General features: G+C 71.4%; 10 protein-coding genes and 1 pseudogene. 2 read left to right on the forward strand and 9 right to left on the reverse strand.

The window, feature by feature from the left end; all coding sequences use genetic code 11:
- Window position 1 precedes the first annotated feature (1 nt).
- From ACRSBM_RS13740 to ACRSBM_RS13775, 8 genes and pseudogenes are all read right to left on the reverse strand, one after another.
- Window positions 2–3,235, reverse strand: coding sequence for an LpqB family beta-propeller domain-containing protein (locus ACRSBM_RS13740; RefSeq protein ID WP_434443587.1), 3,234 nt, complete (start codon window positions 3,233–3,235; stop codon window positions 2–4).
- Between the two features lie 16 nt (window positions 3,236–3,251).
- Window positions 3,252–4,283 (reverse strand): dipeptidase, encoded by a 1,032-nt coding sequence (locus ACRSBM_RS13745; protein ID WP_434443590.1) that lies wholly within the window; start codon window positions 4,281–4,283, stop codon window positions 3,252–3,254.
- Window positions 4,284–4,291: 8 nt separating this feature from the next.
- Window positions 4,292–5,005: pseudogene (locus ACRSBM_RS13750) on the reverse strand (ABC transporter ATP-binding protein); the annotation flags it as partial.
- Window positions 5,006–5,096: 91 nt separating this feature from the next.
- Complete coding sequence (locus ACRSBM_RS13755) at window positions 5,097–6,938, reverse strand: dipeptide/oligopeptide/nickel ABC transporter permease/ATP-binding protein (protein WP_434443593.1); 1,842 nt, start codon at window positions 6,936–6,938, stop codon at window positions 5,097–5,099.
- Entirely contained in the window at window positions 6,938–7,909 is a 972-nt protein-coding gene (locus ACRSBM_RS13760) for an ABC transporter permease (protein ID WP_434443596.1), read from the reverse strand. The genes ACRSBM_RS13755 and ACRSBM_RS13760 overlap by 1 nt, the downstream gene beginning before the upstream one ends.
- The gene (locus ACRSBM_RS13765; protein ID WP_434443599.1) at window positions 7,906–9,480 is read right to left on the reverse strand and encodes an ABC transporter substrate-binding protein; all 1,575 of its coding nucleotides are present in this window, start codon (window positions 9,478–9,480) and stop codon (window positions 7,906–7,908) included. The genes ACRSBM_RS13760 and ACRSBM_RS13765 overlap by 4 nt, the downstream gene beginning before the upstream one ends.
- Window positions 9,477–10,364 carry a serine hydrolase gene (locus ACRSBM_RS13770; RefSeq protein WP_434443601.1) on the reverse strand — a complete coding sequence of 296 codons (888 nt, stop codon included), beginning with the start codon at window positions 10,362–10,364 and terminating at the stop codon, window positions 9,477–9,479. The genes ACRSBM_RS13765 and ACRSBM_RS13770 overlap by 4 nt, the downstream gene beginning before the upstream one ends.
- The gene (locus ACRSBM_RS13775; protein ID WP_434443604.1) at window positions 10,361–11,737 is read right to left on the reverse strand and encodes a serine hydrolase domain-containing protein; all 1,377 of its coding nucleotides are present in this window, start codon (window positions 11,735–11,737) and stop codon (window positions 10,361–10,363) included. The genes ACRSBM_RS13770 and ACRSBM_RS13775 overlap by 4 nt, the downstream gene beginning before the upstream one ends.
- 234 nt (window positions 11,738–11,971) lie before the next feature.
- On the opposite strand from ACRSBM_RS13775, the gene ACRSBM_RS13780 reads away from it, so the two are divergent.
- Window positions 11,972–12,703, forward strand: coding sequence for an ABC transporter ATP-binding protein (locus ACRSBM_RS13780; RefSeq protein WP_434443606.1), 732 nt, complete (start codon window positions 11,972–11,974; stop codon window positions 12,701–12,703).
- Window positions 12,704–12,800: 97 nt separating this feature from the next.
- Window positions 12,801–15,296, forward strand: coding sequence for an ABC transporter permease (locus tag ACRSBM_RS13785; RefSeq protein ID WP_434443608.1), 2,496 nt, complete (start codon window positions 12,801–12,803; stop codon window positions 15,294–15,296).
- Between the two features lie 49 nt (window positions 15,297–15,345).
- On the opposite strand, the gene ACRSBM_RS13790 is transcribed toward ACRSBM_RS13785, so the two are convergent.
- On the reverse strand, window positions 15,346–16,272 hold the full coding sequence (locus ACRSBM_RS13790) for a hypothetical protein (RefSeq protein ID WP_434443610.1): 927 nt from the start codon (window positions 16,270–16,272) through the stop codon (window positions 15,346–15,348).
- Between the last annotated feature and the right edge of the window lie 20 nt (window positions 16,273–16,292).

Below are 16,292 nucleotides of genomic sequence, written 5' to 3' on the forward strand. Positions count from 1 at the left end.
CTCAGGAGACCTTCGGCGTGGCGCGGACACCCATGTGCACGTACTGCTCCCCGGTGGGCAGCGTGTAGAACACGAGGGACGACCAGCTCTTGTCCCCGGACTCCCGGAACAGGAACGTCGAGTCGTCGACCGGGACCAGCGCGACCTGCGGCGGCTTGGGGAAGAGGCCCGCCAGCGGACCGGTGGGCGTCACGTCCAGTCGCAGCCCGTTCTCGCCCTCGATGACGTCGAGGGTGATCGAGGCACGCTCGTACTTCCCGGCGTACCGCGCGACGTCCACCGCCGGTGGTTCGGCTGCCGGCTCCAACGGGAGGGGCATGACGACGTCCGCGAGTTCGGAGAAGATCTCCCGGTACAGGTCCAGGTACAGCTCACGGGCGCCGTCGCCGTTGGTCAGCAACGTGACCGCGAGGTCGTGCTCCGGCAGCAGGCGCAGGAACGCGGACTGCCCGATCGTGTTGCCGTCGTGGCCGATCAGCCGGTGCCCGTCCCAGCCGAACCGGATCCAGCCGACACCCCACGAGTCGCCCAGCACGTTCTTGTCCGGCACGTCGGCCTGCTTCTCGGTCATCGCGGCCGCCGACTCCTCGGACAGCACCCGCGTGCCGTCCGGTGCCAGGCCGCCGTCGAGGTGCATCCGGGCGAACGCCAGCACGTCCTCGGTCGTCGAGAAGATCGTCCCGGCCGGGCCGACCGAACGCGGCAGCGCCCACACCGGAGCCACTTCCAGCTTCTCGTCCTTCTTGACGTGACCGACGGCCGCGCGGTGCAGCAGCGCCTCCTCCGGCAGCGTGCCGGTGCGGGTGAGGCCGAGCGGTGCGAAGAGCTTCTCCCGCATCGCGACGTCCCACGTCTTGCCGGTGAGCTTCTCGATCACCCTGCCCGCGAGGACGAAACCGGCGTTGCTGTAGGAGAACGTCGCGCCGAGCGGGTGGTTCTGGGCGGCGTCGGCGAGCAGTTCGGTGTAGCGCTCGAGGCAGTCGTCGCCGCGCCCGGTGTCGGTGAAGTTGTCGCCGTCGATGCCGCTGGTGTGCGTGAGCAGGTGCCGCATGGTCACCTTCTGGCCGACCACCGGGTCCGACAGCCTGAGCTCGGGCAGCACGTCGGTGATCGGTGCGTCGAGGTCGAGCAGGCCCTCGTCGACGAGCCGCATGACGACCGTCGTCGTCCAGACCTTGCCGATCGAGCCGATCTGGAAGATCGTGTCGTCGGTGACCTCGACCCCGGTCGCCGTGTTCAGCACGCCGTGGTGCGCCTGCGCGACTTCGCCCTTGTACAGGATGCCGAGCGCCGCTCCCGGCACGCCGTGCTTCTTCGCGAGCGCGGAAAGCCTGCGCTGCCAATGCTTCGCGTCGAGCGGCCTGCGGTTCTGCGCGTGCTCGCGGACCCAGTCGACGACGCGGCGGTTGAAGTCCTCGCGGTGTGAGGGCTTGCCGTCGAGGATGAACAGGTGCGACGCGTCGGGGTAGAGGACGAGCTTGGCCGGCACGGAGTTCCGGCGCAGCGCGGTGAACCACTGCTCGGCCTGGCCGGCCGGGCACCTGTCGTCCGAGGCGCCCTGGTAGATCAGCGTCGGGGTGCGGACCTGGTCGACGTGCGTCAACGGAGACATGTCCGCGATGTGCTCGCCGGGACCGCCCAGCTCCAGCTCCGTCAGGTAGTGGCCGGCGTCGGAGGTGCCCCCCATACTGCTCAGGTCGCTGACCACGCCGCCGGCGACGGCGGCGGCGAACCGGGTGTCGCGGCTCGTCAGGTAGCAGGTCATGTAGCCGCCGTAGCTGTAGCCGGTGACGGCGAGCTTCCGCGGATCGGCCAGTTCCTCGGCCACCAGCTGGTCGATCGGCTCCAGGAAGTCCTTGGCGTCGGCCGTGCCCCACCCGCCGAGCGCGGCCGTGTAGAAGTCCTCGCCGTAGCCGTCGCTGCCGCGCGGGTTGAGCAGCAGCACCGCCCAGCCCTGCTCCGCCAGCACCTGGTGGTAGAGGTGGACGGGGTCGGCAGTGCCGTTCCACGCGTTGTGCGGGCCGCCGTGGATGTCCAGCAGCAGCGGCGCCGGACCGGTGCGCTCCGGGTCGCGGACCAGCCAGCCGTGCACGACGGTGCCGTCCGAGATCGTGAACTCGCGTTCCTCACGCACGAACAGCTCGGCCGTGTTGTGTCCGGTGTGGACGGTGACCTCGCCGGTGTCCAGGTCGACGGTGGCGACCTCGCCGTACGAGGTGGCGGTGCCGAGGACGATGGCCGCGACACCATTCGCGACGGAAAGCCCTGCCACGACTCGTGAATCCCCGCCCAGGACCAGCTGCGGCTCACCGCCGTCGAGGTCCGCGGAGTACAGCTGGGTGCAGCCCCGGTCGCGAGCGCAGAACAGGACCGCGCTGCCGTTCAGCGTCGGCAGACCGCCCGGATATCCCGCCATGCCGGGCATGACGTTGCGGTCCAGCGCCGACGAGAGGCTGCGCACCTCGCCGTCCAGCGACAGGTGCAGCAGGTCGAGATGTCCGGTGTCCGCGGTGGTCCGTCCGGTGACGAGCAGCCCGTCCGCGGCCCACGTGACGGTCGCGGCCTGCCCCTCGGCGAGCCCGACGAGCTTCGGCTCCGCGGTCCCCTCCAGGTCGACGACGTGCACGGGCACACGGGCGGTCAGGTCGGCGTCCGCGTCGCGCGCGGCGGTGAAGGCGAGCCGGGTCCCGTCCGGTGACCAGGCGAGCGAGCCCGCGTGCCAGTCGCCGGTGGTCACCTGGCGCACCTCGCGGCTCTCCAGGTCGAGCACGTGCAGGTGGGCGCGGATGCTGCGCAGGTACCCGGACCCGTCGGCCTTGTAGTCGAGGCGGTCCGCGACGATCGGCGCAGTGGCGTCCGCGATGTCGACGGGCGCCGCGAACGCGAGCCGCGTGCCGTCCTCGCTCCACACCGGCGCGCCGGCCCCGAGCGGCAGGTCCGTCACCTGCTCGGGCTCGCCTCCGCCGACGGGCAGCAGCCACACCTGGGCCGGCCCGTCCTGGGCGCGCAGGAACGCGACGCGGGTGCCGTCCGGCGACCAGGCCGGTGCGACGTCGGCCTTGCCCCTGGTGAGCTGCCTCGCCTCGCCGCCGTTCGCCACGCGCCAGAGCGCCCGCACGTCGCGGTCGCCCTCGCGGTCGGTGGTGCGCAGGACGTAGACGACCTCGGTGCCGTCGGGCGAGATGGCGGGCTGCTCGGGCAGCGCGTGGCCGTACAGGTCCTCGATGGTGGTCATGTGTCGATCCCCCTAGTCAACGGGTGGCGCCGAGCCCGGCGCGGAACAGGTCGAGCACGTTGCGGCCCAGCACCAGGGCGATGTCCTCGTCGGGCCAGCCCCGCTTCCGCAGCGCCTCGGTCACGAGCGGCAGCCCCGCCGGTCCCTCCAGCCCCGGCAAAAACTGGTCGGTCGGCACGCCCTCGATGAACTGCGCCTCGCAGCACGGCGGCGTGACGTCCTCCAGGACCTCCTTGACGAAGTCCGGGCCGAGGCCGACGTGCCGGACGCCCATGACGCCCGCGATGTGCTCGATGTGGTCGATCAAACGGTCGATGGTGTAGTCGGTCTCGTGCAGGAACGGCGCGAAGAAGTTCACGCACACCACGCCGCCGTTGTCCGCGATGCCCCTGAGCTGGTCGTCCGTGAGGTTGCGGTGGTGGTCGCGCAACGCCCGTGCCGACGAGTGGGTCGCCATCACCGGACGGGTCGCGAGCTCCAGCACGTGCTCGACGCCCGCCGCGCTCAGGTGACTGACGTCGAAGATCATGCCGAGGCGTTCCATCTCGGCCAGCGCGGCGACACCGGCCCTGGTGAGCCTGCTGCCGGTGGCGTCCTCGCCGCTGCCGTCGGCCAGCGCCGTGCGGCCGAAGTGGGCCAGGGACGCGACCCGCACCCCGAGGCGGAACAGGGTCTCCAGCAGCTCGACGTCCTCGCCGACGCCCGGCGCGCTCTCCAGCGCGAGCACCAGCGCGATGCGGTCCTCGCCGAGCGCCTCGTCGATCTCCGCGCCGTCGAGGCAGAGGCGCACTGTGTCCTCGTTGGCCTCGGCGATGCGGTGGGCGGCCTCGATCATCCGCAACGTCTGCCGGAGCGCGCCTTCCGGCCGGAACACGTCGTCGACGAACACCGGCAGCACCTGCAGGTTCACCCCGCCCGCCTGCAACTGCGGCAGCCACCGTTCCCGGAAGTGCGGCACCCACCGCTCGACCGGGCGGTGCGCGATCGCGTCCAGCAGGTCGTTGTGGGTGTCCGCGACGACGCTGCGCCCGTGCAGATCGTCGATCATGAAGCCTCCAGCCTGGTGTGGCGTCTCGGCGCGGCCGCGAGCAGCTCGCGCGTGTACTCGTGCCGCGGGTCGGCGAGCACCTGCCCGGCCGGCCCCTCCTCGACGATCCTGCCCGCTTTCATCACCGCGATGCGGTCGCTGACGTACCGCACGACGGCGAGGTTGTGCGAGATGAACAGCATCGACAACCCGAGCCGCCGCTGCAGGTCGCGCACCAGGTTCAGCACAGCGCCCTGCACGGACACGTCGAGCGCGGAGGTGATCTCGTCGGCGATGATCACCTCCGGCCGCCCGGCGAGCGCCCTGGCCAGCGCGACGCGCTGCCGTTGCCCGCCCGACAGCCGCGCCGGCAACGCACTCGCGCGGCCGGGGTCGAGGTTCACCAGTTCGAGCAGCCGGGCGACCTCCGCTTTCTTGTTCGTGCCCCTCGGCATGGCCTCGGCGATCGAGTTCCCGATGCTCATCCTCGGGTCGAGCGACGAGTACGGGTCCTGGAACACCATCTGGACCTTGCGGTCACGCCGGCGCTCGCCGTCCAGCAGCACCTGGCCGCTGGTGACCGGCACGAGGCCGACAGCGGTGGCGGCGAGGGTGGACTTGCCGGAGCCCGACTCGCCGACGAGACCCACGACCTGGCCCGACGGCACGGTCAGGCTGACGTCGTCGACGGCGAGGTGGTGGCCGTAGCGGACGGTGACGCCGGTGAAACTGAGCTCGGTCATCGCGCACCTCCGGCGGTGGTGATCGGTTCGGTCTCCGGCTGCGAGCAGGCGAATCCGTGCCGGTCGGCGGCCCAGCGGAACGTCGGCAGGCTCATCGCGCACCTCCGCCCGCGGCCAGCGCCAGCTCCTTCTCCGACTTCCAGCAGGCGACCCGGTGGCCGTCCGACATCGCCGCGAGGTCGGGTTCCTCGGCCCGGCACCTCTCCTCGGCGAGCGGGCAGCGCGGCGCGAACGGGCAGCCGCGCGCGATCTCGCCGGGCTCCGGCGGCCGGCCGGGGATGACCGCGAGCGGCGCGTCCCGGTCGGTGTCGAGGTCCGGGACCGCGGCCAGCAGCGCGGTCGTGTAGGGGTGGCGGGCGGCGGTGAACAGCTCGTCGGTCGGCAGTTCCTCGACGATCCGGCCCGCGTACATCACCAGCACGCGGTCGCAGGTCTGCGCGACCACGGTGATGTCGTGGCTGATCAGCAGCACCGCCGCGGAGCGGTCCTTCCTGATCTGCGCGAGCAGCCTGAGCACCTCGCGCTGCACGGTGACGTCGAGGGCGGTGGTGGGCTCGTCCGCGATCACCAGCTGGGGTTCGCCCATCAGGCCCATCGCGATCATCGCCCGCTGCCGCATGCCTCCGGAGAACTCGTGCGGGTACTGCTTCGCCCGGCGCTCCGCCTCGGGAATCCGCACGGCCTTGAGCCGGTCGACGGCTCGGGCGAGCGCGGCCTTGCGCGTGAAGCCCTGGTGCACCTCGGACACCTCGGCGAGCTGGCCGCCGATGCGCCGGGTCGGGTTGAACGACGTCATCGGGTCCTGGAACACCATCGCGAGCCGGGTGCCCAGTTCGCGGTCCGGCGTTTTCGCGAGCGGTTTGCCGTTGAACTCCAGGCGATCGGCGGTGACCGTGCCGGGGTGTTCGACGAGCCGGGACACGGCCAGCGCGGTGAGGCTCTTGCCCGAGCCCGACTCGCCGACCACGCCGATCATCTCTCCGTTGTGGACGGTGAACGACACCCCGCGCACCGGCGTGACGCCGCCGGGGAAGGTGACGTGCAGGTTCCGCACGGTCAGCAGGCCGCCGGCCGAGTCGTCCACAGTGGAGTCGGGCTTCGGTTGCGGCTTGTGCCGGGACTGCTGGCGATGTCCCGCGACGGACGCGGCGGCCTCGCCGAACAGGTTGAACGCCAGACCGGCCAGGACCACGGCGATCGCGGGCCCGAGCGCGGGGGCGGGGGAGATGTAGATGCGGTTGAGGCCCTCGCCGAGCAGCCTTCCCCAGTCGTAGGAGGGCGCCTGCACGCCGATGCCCAGGAACGAGAGTCCGGCGAACGCCGTCAGGGCCGAGCCGGCCGCCAGTGTCGCGTTGATGACCAGCGGTTCGGCGATGTTCGGCAGGATGTGCCTGGTCAGCAGCCGGAACCTGCCGACGCCGCACACCTTCGCCGCCGCGATGAAATCACGGCCGCTGACGGAGGCGGTCAGGGTCTGGGTGAGGCGGGCGAACGCCGGGGTGATCGCGAACGCGATGGCGAGCACCGCGCCGATCGTCCCGGTGCCGAAGATGACGGCGAAGAACAACGCCAGCAGCAGTCCGGGGAACGCGACGGCGATGTTCACGGCCGAGTTGACGATCCTGGCCGCCCAGCGGGGGAGCACCGAGGGCGCGGATCCCAGGAGCAGACCGGAGACCACCCCGATCACGGTGGCCAGCAGGGCGAGACCGATCGTGAGCCTGGTCGCGACGAGGACGCGGTAGAAGATGTCGCGGCCGAGCTGGTCGGTGCCCAGGAGATGTTCGGGCGACGGACCTTGCTGCAGCGCGTCGGTGTCGATGGCCGCGGCCCGGTCGCCCCACAGGATGGGGGCGAAGATCGCGAGGCCGATCAGCAGGGCGAGCAGCACGGCGGACGCGGCGCCGACCGGGGTGCGCAGAGCCGAGCGCATCAGGCCTCCCTGATCGTCGAACGAGGATCGAGCAGCGCCAGCACCACGTCGACCACCAGGTTCACCAGCAGCACCCCGGCGCCGTACACGAGCACGATGCCCTGCACCGCCGGGTAGTCCTTCTGCTGGATCGAGCCGACGATCGTCGATCCCAGCCCGGGCCACGCGAACACGTTCTCCACCAGCACCGTCCCGGCCACCAGAGCGGCGAGCATCATGCCGCCCAGGGTCAGCGTCGCGGTCACGGCGTTGGGCAGCGCGTGCCGCAGGTACACGAGCCGTGCCGGCAGCCGCTTGGCCCGTGCGGTCCGGACGAAGTCGTTGCCCAGCACGGCGAGCAGCTCCACCCGCACGATCCGGGCCAGCACCGCGGCCGGTCCGATCGCGAGAGCGAGCACCGGCAGCACCCACGAACCCGCGGCGTCGTTGCCCGCCACCGGGAACAGACCGAGCTGCACGGCGAAGAGGCTCACGAGACCGACCGCGAGCAGGAACTCCGGGATGGCCGCGAGCACCACGCTCGTCGAGGTGAACGCGAGCTCGCCACCGCGACGGCGGCCACCCTTGGTCAGCACCGCCATCACGACGCCGACGGGCACCGCGACGACGACCACGACCAGGAACGCCAGCACCGCGAGCTGCACGGTCGCGGGCAGCCGGTCGCCGATCAGGTCCGCGACCGGGGTGCCGCTGACGAGCGAGGTGCCGAACTCGCCCCGGAACAGGCCGCTGAGGTAGTGCCAGTACTGCACCGGCAGCGGGTCGTTGAGCCCCAGCGCCTCGCGGCGGGCGGCGACCAGGTCCGGTGGCGCGGAGAGGCCCAGCGTCTCGCGCACCGGGTCGCCGGGGATCAGGTGGATCATCAGGAACGCCGCGGTCACCAGCACCCACAGCGAGGTCAGGAACCGCACGGCCCGCCGCCGGGCGAAGGGCAGCCACGTGCTGCCCCGCACCCGTTCCAGCGTGGTCATGAGGCGAGCATCCGGATCGAGGTCGGATCGAGGCTGTCGCTCATCGTGAACTTCGCGCCCTTGACGAAGGTGGGCACCACCGCGTCGAAGTACGGCACGAAGCTCGCGTCCTTGACCAGCGCGGCCTCGGCCTTGTTCCAGTTCTCGCACCCGGCCGAACCGGCCTTCGTGGCGGCCAGCTTCGACTCCGCCTCGAACTCGGCGTTGGTGAAGTGGCCGAAGTTCACGCCCTCCGGCGGCACCGGGCCGGACGCGAACGGCGTCAGCTGGCTCGGCAGCGAGAGCGTCAGCGGCACCATCGACACGTCCCACGCGCCCGTCCCGAACAGCGTCTGGTTGATGCCGGCCGCGTCGACGGGCGCGATCTCCACCTGCACGCCGATGCCCTGCCACGCCTGCTGGATCAGCTCGGCGGTCGCGGTCAGCGTCGGGCCGGCCACGGTCGGCTGGAGCAGCTTGACCGCCAGCGGCTTGCCGTCCTTGGCCCGCTTGCCGTCCGAACCGGCCCGCCATCCCGCCGCGTCGAGCGCCCCGGCCGCCGCGGCCTTGTCGAACGCCGGCAGGTTGGGGGTGACGTTGTCACCCGTGCAGGGCCGGGGTTCCACGGTCACCAAGCTCTTCGACGGCCTGCCCTTGCCGTTGGTGAGCACCTTGCCGACCTGGGCCAGGTCGAGCCCCTGGACGAGGGCGCGGCGCACCGCCGGGTCCTGACCGGGATGCCCGGCGGCCTGGTTGAACGCCAGCGTTCCCAGTGGTGTGGCGTAGTCGACGTGGTCGAGCTTCTGCGCGAGCAGCCGTTCCTGGTCGGGACCCGCCACCGTCGCGGCCGTGAGCTGACCGGACAGCAACAGGTTCACCGCGGTCGTCTCGTTCGCGATCACCCGGACGACGACCTTGTCGGGGAGCCCTGCCTGGTCCTTCTGCCAGTCGCCGGGACCCCACGCGAAGTCCTTGCGGCGCTCCAGCGTGTAGTGGTCGTTCGGCACGATCTCGGAGATGGTGAACATGCCCGTGCCCTGCTCGCCCTTGGCGAGCAACGAGCGGTCGGCCATGCCCTTGGCGCACACGATCGGCAGCGTGCCGACGTTGGTCAGCAGGAACGCGTCCGGCGCGCCGCTGGTCACCGTGACGGTGCGGGCCGCCTCGTCCGCCGTCGCCGACGTGCCCGGCGCGACCTGGATCCCGGCCAGCGGCGACTTGTTCTTCGGGTCGCCGACGAAGTTGATGTTGTCGGCGACGTCCTTCGCGGTGAGCGGCGCGCCGTCGGCGCACGTGATGCCCTGGCGCAGGGTGAAGGTCGCCGTCGTGACCGTGGCGTCCCACTTCTCGGCGAGCCCGGCCACGATGTCACCGTTGGTGGTGCGCTCGATCAGCCTGCCGTAGAGGAACCTGCCGACGCCGCGGGCCACCGACAGGACCGTGAGCGCGGGATCCAGCGAGCCCGGATCCGCGCCGACCGACATCGTGAACGTCTTGCCGTCCGCGAGGCTCTGGCCGCCGGAACCGGAGTTCCCGGACGTTCCGCAACTGGCCAGGGCGAAGACTCCGAGCAGGGCTACCGCGCGCTTCATGACGTCCTCCGGAGGTGGTCGACGGCGAGGCGTCCGGCGCGGCCGATCACCGCGTCGACGGCCGGTTGCCGCAGCTCGAGCGACTGCGCGCGGGTGAACACGGCGACGGCGTAGCTGCGGCCGTCCGGGTAGGTGACGACGCCGGCCTCGTTGCGCACGCTCGGCAGCGTGCCGGTCTTGCCGGCGACCTGGACGTCGGCGGGGAAGCCGGAGGCGAGGCGGTGCGGCCACACCTGCTGGGCCATGATCGCCCGGACCCGCTCGCACGCCTCGGGTGCGGCCGCGCGGTCGGTCCAGATGGCGTCCAGCAACGTGGTGATTTCCCTCGGCGTCGAGGAGGTGGTGCGTTCCGGGTCCACAATGGACAGCTTCTGGACGAGCTCCCACGTCGGGTTCGCCAGTGCCGCCTCGGCGTCGTCGGTGCCGAGGTCCGCTCCCACCGAGGCGAAGAGGTCCTCGCAGCAGCCCAGGATCCGGGTGCGCTGCAGGCCGAGGTGCGTGAGCACCGCGTCGACGGCGGCCTGGCCGACGCGGTGGAAGACGACGTCCGTCGCGGCGTTGTCGCTCATCGTCATCATGAACAACGCGAGGTCGCGCCAGCTCATCTCGACGTCGTCGGCACACCCCGCGGTGCCGATGCCGCCGATGCGGTAGCGCGAGGTGACCCGCGTCCGTTCGGTCTCGTCGAGCCGTCCCGCGGCGACCTCGGCCGCGTAGGCGACGGCGACCGGGATCTTGAACACCGACGCCAGCACCACCTGGTCGTCCGCGCCGTGCCCGGCCTCGGCGCCGTCCGCGCCGATCTCGCGGGCGTGGACGAACCCCTCCACGCCCGCGTCCGTGAAGACCTCGGTTACGAGATCAGGAAAGGCTTCGGCGGTCATTGAGCCACCCGGCGGTCCGCGCGGCCGGTGTGCAGGAACAGCGCCCGCCCGTTGCCGTCGTCGCCGACGAACGCGTGCGGCATGTGGATGCCGTGCACGGGTTCCGCGGCGACGAGCGTGTCGTCGCGCCACGGCACCAGCTCGGTCTTGCCGGCGGACTCCGGGCTCAGCTCGGCCATGATCCCCTTCGGGATGAGCTCCATCCAGATCCGGCCGTCCTCGTCCTGGGTCACCACGCGCTCGCCGACCGACGACACGTAGACGCCGGTGAACCGTTCGCCGTCGACCCGCTCCGGCTGTGCGGCGGGCTGGGGCATCTCCGGCAGTTCGACGCCGGCTAGCTCGCGCAGCACGTGCCGGAAGATCGCCTGGTAGAGGTCGATGACCTTGCCGCCGTTGGTCAGCAGCGCGACGGCGACGCCGTGTTCGGGAACCATGCGCAGGAAGGCGTTCTGCCCGATCGTGCCGCCGTCGTGGCCGATGACCGTCGCCTGCGGGTAGTGGAACATCTCCCAGCCCAGGCCCCAGGCATCACCCATCAGCGCCAGGTCCGGCACCTGCACCTGCACCTGCCGCATGGCCTCGACACCGGCGGCCGACAGCACGTCGGCGCCGCCCTGCATGTGCATCCGCGCGAACTTGAGCAGATCACGGGGGCTCATGGCGAGCGTCGACCCGGCCGGTGCGTTCGACCGCACCAGGGCCCAGATCGGCGCCGTCTGCGGCCCGGCGTCCTCGTCGTGCGTGAGGTGCCCGGCGGCGGCGCGGAACATGATCGCCTCGTAGGCGTCCGCGGCGGCGTGGGTCAGGCCGAGCGGGGCGAACAGGTGCTCGCGCAGGCAGTCGTCGTACGGCTTGCCGCGCAGCACCTCGACGATCCGGCCGAGCACGACGTAACCGGCGTTGTTGTAGCTGAACATCTCACCGGGCGCGAAGAGCTGCGGGGTGTCGTGCAACGTGGCGACGTACTTCTCCACGCAGTCGTCACCGCGACCGGTGTCGGTGAAGAGGTCGCCCTCGAAGCCCGCCGTGTGGTTCAGGAGCTGCCGTACCGTGATCCGCGCGGCGGCGTCCTCGTCGGCGATCCGGAAGTCGGGCAGGTAGTCGCGCACCGGCGCGTCGAGGTCCAGCAGATCCTCGTCCACGAGCTGCAGGACGAGCGTGGCCGTCCACACCTTGGTGATGGAGCCGATCTGGAACACCGAGTCGGTCGTCGTCTCGACACCGGTGTTCTTGTTGAGCACCCCCGCCGCGGCCTCGACGACGTCGTCGCCGACGGTGACGGCCACCGCCGCACCGGGCACGCCGTGCTCGGCCACCAGTCGTGGCAGGTTCTCCTGCAGCCAGTCGCTGATCTCGTTGAGCTGGGACATCCGCGCCTCATCCACGTCGACGTGACTCCGGTCACGGGCAACGCTAGGTTCGGCGCCCCGTGCCCCACCTCGTCGCGGCCGACGAATCTGACCTCCCCGATCTGTCCGCGCGCACGAACGCGCCGCCGGGTGGAGCAGGCTCTACCCGAGGCCGGGCAGCCTGCGTGATCGTTCCGGAGGGTCCTGCGAAATTACGTTCTTGCTTGCAAGTCGTTGCGAGCCAAGGAGAACGTGATGAAGGCAGACGCGCTGGCGCTGCAGGCGGTGCGGAAGGTGTACGGCACGGGTGGCGGTGCCGTCACCGCGCTGGACGAGGTCACCGTCGGCATCCGGCGGGGCACCTTCACCGCGGTGATGGGACCGTCCGGCTCGGGCAAGAGCACCTTCCTGCACTGCGCGTCGGGCATGGACCGGCCGACGTCCGGCCGGGTGCTGCTCGGCGACACCGACCTCGGCAGTCTCAAGGAGGCCGCGCTGACCAAGGTGCGGCGCGACCGGATCGGGTTCGTCTTCCAGGCCTACAACCTGCTGCCGTCCCTGACCGTCGAGCAGAACGTCACCCTGCCGCTGCGGCTCGCGGGCCGTCCGGCGGACCGCGGCTGGCTGCGCGAGGTCGTCGGCAGGGTCGGGCTCGACGGGCGGCTCGACCGGCTGCCAGCCGAGCTGTCCGGCGGTCAGCAGCAACGGGTCGCCATCGCGCGCGCCCTGGTGGCGCGGCCGGAGGTGGTGCTGGCCGACGAGCCGACCGGTGCGCTGGACTCGCGCACCGCGCACCAGGTGCTGACGCTGCTTCGGTCCATTGTGGACGACATGGGGCAGACGGTGCTGATGGTCACGCACGACCCGGTCGCCGCTTCCGCCGCGCACAGCGTGCTGTTCCTGGCCGACGGGCGGCTGGCCGGCGAGCTGGCCGGGCCGACGCCGGAGCGGGTCGCCGAGCGCATGACACACCTGGGGGAGTGGTGAGCGTGCTGAACCTGGTGCACGTGGGCGAGGTGCTGAGCCTCGAACTGCTGACCTGCGCGATGGCGATCGTGGTGCGCCTGGCCGGGGGTGAGGGGTCGTGCTGAGCCTCGCCTGGCAGACCGTCAAAGCCCGCACCAGCGGGTTCATCGGCGCTTTCGTCGCCATCCTGTGCGGCACCGCGCTCGTCGCGGCCTGCGGGATCCTCCTGGAGTCCGGGCTGCGCGGCGGCGTCCCGACCCAGCGCTACGCGGCCGCGGACGTGGTCGTCACCGGTGACCGGATCGTGCGGCCGCCCGGTGCCGACGTCCTGGCGTTCGAGCACGCCGCCGAGCAGCCGGGCATCCCCGCGGCGCTGGTCGCCAAGATCGCGGCCGTGCCGGGCGTGCGGGCCGCGGTCCCCGAGCAGACGTTCCCGGCCGTGGTGGTCGGGCCGGACGGGCAGCCGCTCGCGGACAAGCCGTCCCTCGGTCACAACTGGGACTCCGCCGTGCTCGCGCCGTTCACGCTGCAGGAGGGGACCGAGCCGAAGTCGGGCGACGAGGTGGTCCTCGACTCGGCGCTCGCCGTCCGGGCGGGGACCTGGGTGGGCGGTGAGGTGCGGATCATGACCCGGTCCGCACCGGTGACCTACCGCGTCGCCGGCGTCGCCGAAGCGTCCCGATCGGAGCGCCAGGCCTCGTTGTTCTTCAGTGAGGGCAAGGCCGCCGAACTGGCCGGACGACCCGACCAGGTGAGCGCCATCGGCGTGCTCGGCGGCGACGCGGAGCGGATCGAGGACGCCCTCGCGGCGGACCACGTCACGGTGTCGTCGGGCGCGGACCGCAGCGCGGCCGAGTTCGACGACGTCAGCCAGACCAAGTCGATCCTCGCGCTCCTGGCCGGCTCGTTCGGCGGGTACGCGATCCTGGTCGCGATCTTCGTCGTGGCCAGCACCCTCGCGCTGACCGTCGAGCAACGCCGCCGCGAGTTCGCGCTGCTGCGCGCCGTCGGTGCGACACCGCGGCAGATCCGCAAGCTGATCGGCGTCGAGACGACGGTCGTCTCGGTCGTCGCCGGGGTGATCGGCAGCCTGCTCGGCATCCTGGTCGGCCAGGGGCTGCGCGCCGCGTTCGCGAGGATCGGCGTGGTGCCGGCCGACTTCGAGCTGTCGATCAGCCCGCTCCCGCTGGTCGCGGCGCTGCTGATCGGTGTCGGCGCGGCGCGGCTCGCGGCCTGGAGCGCGTCGCGCCGGCCGTCGTCGATCAACCCCGTCGAGGCGCTGGGCGAGGCCGCGGTGCAGAAGCGGGACGTCGGCAGGGTCCGGCTGGTCATCGGCTGGGTCCTGGTCGCGATCGGGCTCGGCGCGACCACGCTGCCGCTGTTCTTCCGCGGGCAGCTCGGCGCGGCGATGGCGGTGATGGCGGCGCTCGTGCTGATCATCGGACTGACGCTGACCGGGCCGAGGGTGGTCGGCGCCGCGGTGCGGGTGATCGCACCGGCGCTCGGCAGGTTCTCCGGCGTCAGCGGCTACCTGGCGTCGGCGAACGTGCTGAAGAACTCCCGGCGGCTCGCGGCAGCGGTGACCCCGTTGATGCTGGCCATCGGGTTCGCGGTGGTGAACTACTACAGCCAGACGACGTTCACGGCCGCCGTGCAGCAGGAGACCGAGCGGTCGATCACCGCAGACCACGTCGTCACCGGCGTCACCGGAGTGCCCGCCGAGATCTCCGCCGCGGCCCGCCAGATCCCAGGCGTGACGGCGACGTCGCTGGTGCGGACCCAGGTGATCACCGCCACCAGGACCGGCGACGGCGTCGAGGTGCAGAGCCGCGCGGCCAACGGGCTCGACGCGGCCGCCGCGGGGATCGTCGACCTCGACGTCGTCTCCGGCGACATCGCCGACCTGGCGGAGGGCACGGTCGCGTTGAGCGACTCGCACGCCTTCTGGGAGGACAAGAAGGTCGGGGACACCGCGGAGTTCTGGTTCGCCGACGGACGGCCGGCGAAGCTGCGGGTCGTCGCGACCTACCAGCACGACCTGGCGTTCGGCGACTACGTGCTCTCGGCGGCCGAGGCCCGAGCGCACACCACCGCCGGGATGGACAGCGCTGTCCTGGTGAAGGCCGCCGACGCGACCAAGCTGAAGGATCTGACCAGCCGTTATCCGGGGGTGCAGGTGAGTGAGGGGGTCGCCGCGCAGGAACGCGGCGCCGAGCGGACCCAGTTCCTGCTCAACCTGGTCGCCGTCGGCGTCATCCTCGGCTACGTCGCGATCTCGGTGTCGAACACGCTCGTGATGTCCACCGCCGCACGGCGCCGCGAGTTCGCCCTGCTGCGCCTGGTCGGTACCGGTCGCCGGCAGGTCGTGCGGATGATGCGGGCCGAGGCACTGGTGACGGTCGGACTCGCGGCCGTGCTCGGCTCGCTGGTGGCGGTGGTGCCGCTGACCGTGCTCGCGATCGGCCTGACCGGGACCCCGCTGCCCGCCGGCCCGATCTGGGTGTACCTCGGTGCGCTCGCCGGCGCGGCACTGCTCGGTGTGGTGTCGATCGCGGTCTCCACGCGGGTGTCGTTGCGCTCCAAGCCAATCGACACCATCGGCATCCGCGAGTAGAACGCGAGAACGGCCACCTGGAAACCCAGGTGGCCGTTCTCGCGCGTCATCAGCCGACCGGCGGCGCCATGTCGAACCAGTTGAAGCCCTCCACCAGCTGCGTGGTGGTCGCCGTCGAGCCCGGCGTGGTGAGCTGCCAGCGGGTCACCCAGCGGTACGTGCCCGGCGTGAGGCTCTCGTCGACGTCGGTGTCCGGGTCGTCGGTCACCGGGACGTACTGGTAGACGGACTTCTTCGTCATCGTCGCGTTGACCGTCGCGTAGTCGGACTGCGTCTTGAGGTAGTCGCCGACGCCGTGGTCTGAGGCACGGGCCGGGTCCATGTAACGGACCTGCAGGGTGTTGCCGCCGAACGACCCATCGACCGACGTCACCGTGATGATGTGGCCGCCGCCGCGCTGCAGGCTGTTCTGCGGCCCGGCCGAGTACCGGCCGTAGACCATCTGCAACGGGCCTCTGGCCAGCTTCTTCGCCATGTCACCCGCGAAGTCCGCGTGGCCGTGCGTGCTGACGCCCTCGGTGACGGTGCTCCAGCCGGCGTCACGGGCGGGCTTGGTCGCGATGTTCCACGCCGCGCGCAGGTTCGTGAGGTTCGTGCCCTTGGTCGTGTACTTCGCGTCCACGCCGATACGCCCGACCGAGTTCGTGATCACGTTGTAGTCGGCCTGGTCCTTCGGATCCAGGTTCTTGACCTTGGTGGTCAGCCACCCGACCGGCGCGTTCTTCTCGTGGCCCCAGTAGTGCAGCACGTTGTACAGCGAGGTCGGGCCGCAGTGCGAACCACCGTTGTTCTGCAGACCCGCGCGGTACTGGTCGACGTCGCTGACCCCGCACTGCTTCACCGAGAAGTCGGGGCCCACCAGGTCGGTGACCTTCACGCAGGGCGTCGGCTGGCCGATGACCGGGTCCGCGGCGGCGACGGCCGGGAGCGCGATGGTCGAGAGGGTGGCGGCGGCGATGATGGTCTGGCGGATCATGGTGTCCTTACCTTCCGTTT

Origin of the sequence: Lentzea xerophila (assembly GCF_051094245.1) — a bacterium.
GTDB classification, from domain to species: domain Bacteria; phylum Actinomycetota; class Actinomycetes; order Mycobacteriales; family Pseudonocardiaceae; genus Lentzea; species Lentzea xerophila.

Excerpts from the sequence above, each read along its gene's own strand:
- ACRSBM_RS13740 (WP_434443587.1), bottom strand. The coding sequence starts at position 3,235 with ATGACCACCATCGAGGACCTGTACGGCCACGCGCTGCCCGAGCAGCCC.
- ACRSBM_RS13745 (WP_434443590.1), bottom strand. The coding sequence starts at position 4,283 with ATGATCGACGATCTGCACGGGCGCAGCGTCGTCGCGGACACCCACAAC.
- ACRSBM_RS13755 (WP_434443593.1), bottom strand. The coding sequence starts at position 6,938 with ATGCGCTCGGCTCTGCGCACCCCGGTCGGCGCCGCGTCCGCCGTGCTG.
- ACRSBM_RS13760 (WP_434443596.1), bottom strand. The coding sequence starts at position 7,909 with ATGACCACGCTGGAACGGGTGCGGGGCAGCACGTGGCTGCCCTTCGCC.
- ACRSBM_RS13765 (WP_434443599.1), bottom strand. The coding sequence starts at position 9,480 with ATGAAGCGCGCGGTAGCCCTGCTCGGAGTCTTCGCCCTGGCCAGTTGC.
- ACRSBM_RS13770 (WP_434443601.1), bottom strand. The coding sequence starts at position 10,364 with ATGACCGCCGAAGCCTTTCCTGATCTCGTAACCGAGGTCTTCACGGAC.
- ACRSBM_RS13775 (WP_434443604.1), bottom strand. The coding sequence starts at position 11,737 with ATGTCCCAGCTCAACGAGATCAGCGACTGGCTGCAGGAGAACCTGCCA.
- ACRSBM_RS13780 (WP_434443606.1), top strand. The coding sequence starts at position 11,972 with ATGAAGGCAGACGCGCTGGCGCTGCAGGCGGTGCGGAAGGTGTACGGC.
- ACRSBM_RS13790 (WP_434443610.1), bottom strand. The coding sequence starts at position 16,272 with ATGATCCGCCAGACCATCATCGCCGCCGCCACCCTCTCGACCATCGCG.